General features: G+C 44.7%; 6 protein-coding genes. All 6 read right to left on the reverse strand.

Annotated features, from left to right (window positions below):
• Positions 1-77: 77 nt before the first annotated feature.
• The 6 genes from AC075L_RS16145 to atpA all read right to left on the reverse strand — a co-directional run bounded on the left by AC075L_RS16145 (position 78) and on the right by atpA (position 5712).
• Positions 78-689 (reverse strand): class I SAM-dependent methyltransferase, encoded by a 612-nt coding sequence (locus tag AC075L_RS16145; RefSeq protein WP_118613992.1) that lies wholly within the window; start codon positions 687-689, stop codon positions 78-80.
• Positions 690-745: 56 nt separating this feature from the next.
• Complete coding sequence (locus tag AC075L_RS16150; protein WP_270856136.1) at positions 746-967, reverse strand: peptidase M50; 222 nt, start codon at positions 965-967, stop codon at positions 746-748.
• 515 nt (positions 968-1482) lie between these two features.
• A complete protein-coding gene (gene atpC, locus AC075L_RS16155; RefSeq protein WP_008704958.1) occupies positions 1483-1884 on the reverse strand; it encodes an ATP synthase F1 subunit epsilon in 402 nt (133 codons plus the stop codon).
• 15 nt (positions 1885-1899) lie between these two features.
• Complete coding sequence (atpD, locus tag AC075L_RS16160; protein WP_008704959.1) at positions 1900-3294, reverse strand: F0F1 ATP synthase subunit beta; 1395 nt, start codon at positions 3292-3294, stop codon at positions 1900-1902.
• Positions 3295-3325: 31 nt separating this feature from the next.
• Positions 3326-4183 carry an ATP synthase F1 subunit gamma gene (atpG, locus tag AC075L_RS16165; protein ID WP_008704960.1) on the reverse strand — a complete coding sequence of 286 codons (858 nt, stop codon included), beginning with the start codon at positions 4181-4183 and terminating at the stop codon, positions 3326-3328.
• Between the two features lie 20 nt (positions 4184-4203).
• Positions 4204-5712: a F0F1 ATP synthase subunit alpha gene (gene atpA, locus AC075L_RS16170; protein WP_476387906.1), complete on the reverse strand. Its 1509-nt coding sequence runs from the start codon at positions 5710-5712 to the stop codon at positions 4204-4206.
• Positions 5713-5714: the final 2 nt, after the last annotated feature.

Here is a 5714-nt window from a genome sequence, read left to right on the forward strand (position 1 = left end):
TAATGCTATAAATTGCTTTTTATTCTCATTCACTTCTCGGATTTTCATATCTATTACTCCGTCAAACTAGAATTTGGCTATTTCGTTGCAACAATACTTATCCAATGATTTTTTGCATTTGAATACGTTTTGATCTCTGTAAAACCCGCTTCTTTCAAAGCGGCAACAAGTTGTTTAGATGTGTAAATCTTCATACCACTGATCATCTTTGTCCATTTTTCATCTGCGGCATTCGTTCCGTCACTCTCGTTACAAATCAGGAATATGCCTTCGCTTTTCAGCACACGGTTGACCTCGGAAAAGCATTTTACTAATCCTGGCCAAAAGTAAACTGTTTCGAAGGCAGAAACATAATCAAAAGTCGCGTCAGAAAAGGGTATAGCAGATACATCTCCTTGAACTACATTACATTTCCCTTGTTTAATGGCGAGGGCGTTCAATTTTTGAGATTCTGCCACACTAACCTCAGAATAATCCATTCCTGTCACGTGGCCATTTCTACATCTATCAAGCCAAACCGCAATATTTGCTCCGCCGCCACAGCCGACGTCCAGAACTTCAGCATCAGACTTCGCGGAGATATTTGAGAATCCCCATTGCGATAATTTGGCGTGACCGCTGTTCATCATCTTCGTCATCAATTTTCCGCCGAAGCCTTGTGGCTTACGGGTATTTTCAAAAAATCTCATTACAGAATTCCTCCTCCACAAATACCGGTTTTCTTAATTCGACAAACCGGTATTGCTCAATCATTTTTCTCCGTTAGGAGAATATACAATCCATAAATAAAAAGAACAAGGAATAAAACCGTAGGAATCAATAATCCATTTTCTAAAATACTTACAATCATTCTTCCAGGTGGCGTTACCCATGCAGTTGCCGGATTTTGCATTACCGCTATTATCATTCCTACAATACCAACAACACCACTTAATGTTAAAAAACCACCTTTTATATTTCTACTCATAATCATTACCTCCTCGTTAAATACCGATTTGTTACTCACATGATATCATATTTTTTCTTCAATTACATCCACCTAATTTTAATACACTGCCATTCGGCTTTATTCATCATTTTTTCCTTTTGGTTTCCCCGCAGGGGACTTACCTGATTCACTTAAAGTGTATTTGAAAGAGCCAACCACCAGCATAGAAAAATAATTTATTTCATGTGCATTTGCAGGATATTTAGATATTCTTAGCTGGTCAAAATCTGCGTTATGAGAAAAATGACACACTGTCTGAGCGAAGCGAGTTTGTGGCATTTTTCTCATACCTTTAGCAGATTTTTAGCAGCTTAGAATATCTTAATGTCCGAAACCGCACATGAAATAAATTATTTTTCTATGCGTCCCTCCTTCAAATCCCTTCCTCAGATTCTTCCCACTATATCCCCCAAAAGCCACATATCACAACCAAAAAGACCGACAGTCTCACCCTTCCCGGATTTCCTGTCAGTCTTTTAATAACTCTTATTTTCTCAGCTCTTCACACTCAAACGCACCAACGCCCTCTGCAGTTTAGCCTCCACAATCTTATAATCATGATCACTCAAACCACCTTTGGCGATCATCTCCTCAGCTCTTTTCTTAGCTTCCTGTGCACGCTGCTCATCGATATCCTCTTTCCACTCCCAGGTAGTTGCAAGGACACGGCACTTTCCGTTCATAACAGAAAGCATTCCTCCAATACAGGCTGCGGTCCGTCTGCTACCGTCTTCCATTACCACACTTGCTTCGCCCATTCCAAGGGCAGTACAGTAATTACAGTGTCTGGCAAGGATAGCCAGATCACCGCTGACAGTTCTACAGATCACACGCTCCACATTACCTTCAAAGAGCAGTCCGTCCGGTGTTCCGATTCTCAACGGGAAAGTACTCATAGGACATTTCCCCCTTTACTGATTCTTGGCTTTTTCAAACACTTCATCGATGGTTCCCACAAACAGGAAATAACTCTCAGGAATGTCATCACACTCACCGTTCAGGATCATCCTGAATCCTCTCAGTGTCTCCTTCAGCGGAACATATTTGCCAGGCATACCTGTAAACTGTTCTGCTACAGAGAAACTCTGTGACAGGAATCTCTGAACCTTACGTGCACGGCTTACAGTACGTTTATCTTCCTCTGACAACTCATCCATACCCATGATGGCAATGATGTCCTGAAGCTCTTTATAACGCTGAAGAACTCTCTGCACTGATCTGGCAATCTCATAATGCTCTGTTCCTACGATCTCAGGGGAAAGGATACGGCTTGTGGAATCCAGAGGATCAACGGCCGGATAAATACCCTGGCTGGAGATTTCACGGGAAAGTACAGTTGTTGCATCCAGATGTGAGAATGTAGTTGCAGGAGCCGGGTCAGTCAGGTCATCGGCAGGCACATATACAGCCTGTACAGATGTGATGGAACCCTTTCTTGTAGAAGTAATTCGTTCCTGCAGGTTACCCATTTCAGTTGCCAGTGTAGGCTGATAACCTACGGCTGAAGGCATACGTCCCAGAAGCGCAGACACCTCGGAACCTGCCTGTGTAAAACGGAAAATATTGTCAATAAAGAGAAGCACATCCTGGTTCTTTTCATCACGGAAGTATTCCGCCATGGTAAGTCCGGAAAGTCCAACTCTCATACGTGCTCCGGGCGGCTCATTCATCTGACCGTAAACCAGAGCAGTCTTGTCGATAACTCCACTTTCTTTCATTTCATTGTAAAGGTCATTTCCCTCACGTGTACGCTCTCCTACACCTGTAAATACGGAAAGTCCACCATGTGCAGTTGCTACGTTGTGGATCAGTTCCATGATAAGAACTGTTTTTCCTACACCTGCACCACCGAAAAGACCAATCTTACCACCCTTTGCATAAGGACAGATCAGGTCAACGACCTTAATTCCTGTCTCCAGGATCTCTGTTGCAGGCATCTGTTCTTCATAAGAAGGAGCCTGACGATGGATAGACCAGCGTTCCTTTGCCTCCGGTGCCGGAAGATTATCTACCGGGTCACCCAGAAGGTTAAATACTCGTCCCAGGCATTCCTCACCTACAGGAACGGAAATGGGACCGCCTGTATCCAGAGCTTTGGCACCACGCACCAGACCGTCAGTAGAATTCATGGCAATACATCTTACCACATCATCGCCAACCTGCTGTGCAACCTCGGCAACCAGCTTTGCGCCATCATTATCAATCTCTATGGCATTAAGAAGAGGAGGCAGTTCATCGTGCGCAAAGCGGATATCCAGTACCGGACCGATAACCTGCACTACCTCGCCAATGTGTTTTTCACTCATGTTAGTAATCTCCTATCTGTTGGAAATTATATTAAAGACCTTCTGCACCTGCAACAATCTCCGTGATTTCCTGCGTGATGCTTGCCTGACGTGCCCTGTTGTAATACAGATTGAGCTGATCAATCATCTCTTCCGCATTACTTGTGGCTGCGTCCATAGCCATACGTCTGGCTGCCAGTTCACTTGCGGTGCTTTCGCAGATACCGCCATAAACCAGACCTGCCAGATATTCCGGAACAATGGCATCAAATACTGTCTCTCCGTCCGGTTCATAGAGGATCAGATTCTTCGTCTCTATCTTACCGCCGCTTTCCTCTCTGATATCAGTCATAGGAAGCATGGAAAATACCTCCGGCTGCTGGGAAAGCATAGAATTAAAGACAGTATAACATAATTCAATATGGCCAAAGGTTCCTTTGCGAAATTCTGTACAGAGCATATTTGCCATCTCAAAACAATCCGCTACAGAAATACTTCCTGCCTCTGCAAACTGTTCTGTCAGAGCTTCAATCTCTCTCTGGCGGAAATATTCTACTGCTTTCTTTCCAACCGGCAGAACCATGTAGTCCTTACCTTCAGCAGAAGCCTCCAGACATTTAAAAAGATTGGTGTTATATCCGCCTGCCAGTCCTCTGTCACCTGCGATCACTACATAGCAGGTTTTATTGTTGGAAGACTCTTTCGCATAAACGGATGAGAAATCTGTATTCTCCCTTGCAATCTCTTTCAATGTCTCATGAAGTTCTGTAAAGTACGGACGGCATACCTCTGCACGTTCCTTTGCCTTACGCAGTTTGGAGGATGCTACAAGCTCCATGGCCTTGGTAATCTGCATGGTACTCTGTACACTCTTGATACGCAGCTTTACCGCTTTCATATTCGAAGCCATACGATACCCTCCTAATCACTTTATTTCTCAGGTCTTGTATTCAGGAAGTTCTCTGTATACGCATCCAGTACGCTGCGAAGCTTCTGTTCTGTTTCCTGCTCCAGCTTACCTGTTGAGCGGATCTCCTGCATAACCTCTACGCCTGCTGCATCTGTATCCAGATAGGTATATAATCCTGATTCATATACATTTACGTCTTCAACTTTTACTGATTCCAGAACACCCTTTGTAACCGCATAAAGGATCGCAACCTGTTTCTCTACAGGAACCGGTGCATTCTGGTTCTGTTTCAGAACTTCCACAATACGTGCTCCCTGTTCCAGACGTGCCTTTGTATCAGCATCCAGATCAGAACCAAACTGTGCGAAGCTCTGCAGCTCACGGTACTGGGAATAAATCAGTTTCAGTGTTCCTGCTACCTTCTTCATTGCCTTGATCTGCGCATCACCACCAACTCGTGATACGGAGATACCTGGGTTTACAGCAGGCATGATTCCTGAATGGAATAACTCTGTCTCCAGGAAAATCTGTCCATCTGTAATAGAAATAACGTTAGTAGGAATATAGGCAGATACGTCACCTGCCTGTGTTTCAATAATCGGCAGTGCTGTCATGGAACCGCCGCCATGTTCATCGTCCAGCTTCGCTGCACGTTCCAGAAGTCTGGAATGCAGATAGAAAACATCACCCGGGTAAGCTTCACGTCCAGGTGGACGACGGATCAGCAGGGAAAGTGCACGATATGCAACCGCATGCTTACTTAAATCATCATAGATGATCAGCACATCTTTTCCCTTATTCATAAAGTACTCGCCCATTGCACATCCGGAATAGGGTGCGATATACTGCAGCGGGCTTGACTCAGATGCTGTAGCGGCTACGACGATGGTGTAATCCATCGCGCCATTTCTTGTCAAGTTCTCTACTAATGTAGCTACTGTGGAACGTTTCTGTCCGATGGCTACATAAATACAGATCACATCTTTTCCCTTCTGGTTAATGATGGTATCTGTAGCAATTGTAGTTTTACCAGTCTGGCGGTCACCAATGATCAGTTCTCGCTGTCCACGTCCGATAGGAATCATGGAGTCGATGGCTTTGATACCGGTCTGGAGAGGCTGATATACAGATCTTCTCTCACAGATTCCAGGTGCCTTGCTCTCAATCGGCCGGAATTCTTTTGTATCAATCGGGCCTGCTCCGTCAATTGGCTGTCCCAGTGCATTTACAACACGCCCAACCATGGCGTCGCCTACAGGTACAGACACGACCTTGCCTGTACGCTTTACGGTCTGACCCTCACCAATGTTCTCATCTGAACCAAAGATTACGATAGAGACACTGTTCTCCTCCAGGTTCTGTGCCATACCGAAGCTTCCGTCCTCAAATTCCAGAAGCTCTCCTGACATACAGTTTACCAGTCCGCTGGCTCTGGCAATACCGTCACCAACCATAAGGATCGTACCTGTCTCGTTCTGTTGAATGGCATTTTCGTAATATTTTATCTGGCTTCGGATGACCTTGGATATTT

Source organism: Blautia sp. ZXY-1-B12 (assembly GCF_056339915.1).

Excerpts from the sequence above, each read along its gene's own strand:
- AC075L_RS16145 (WP_118613992.1), bottom strand. The coding sequence starts at position 689 with ATGAGATTTTTTGAAAATACCCGTAAGCCACAAGGCTTCGGCGGAAAA.
- atpD (WP_008704959.1), bottom strand. The coding sequence starts at position 3,294 with ATGAGTGAAAAACACATTGGCGAGGTAGTGCAGGTTATCGGTCCGGTA.
- AC075L_RS16150 (WP_270856136.1), bottom strand. The coding sequence starts at position 967 with ATGAGTAGAAATATAAAAGGTGGTTTTTTAACATTAAGTGGTGTTGTT.
- atpC (WP_008704958.1), bottom strand. The coding sequence starts at position 1,884 with ATGAGTACTTTCCCGTTGAGAATCGGAACACCGGACGGACTGCTCTTT.
- atpG (WP_008704960.1), bottom strand. The coding sequence starts at position 4,183 with ATGGCTTCGAATATGAAAGCGGTAAAGCTGCGTATCAAGAGTGTACAG.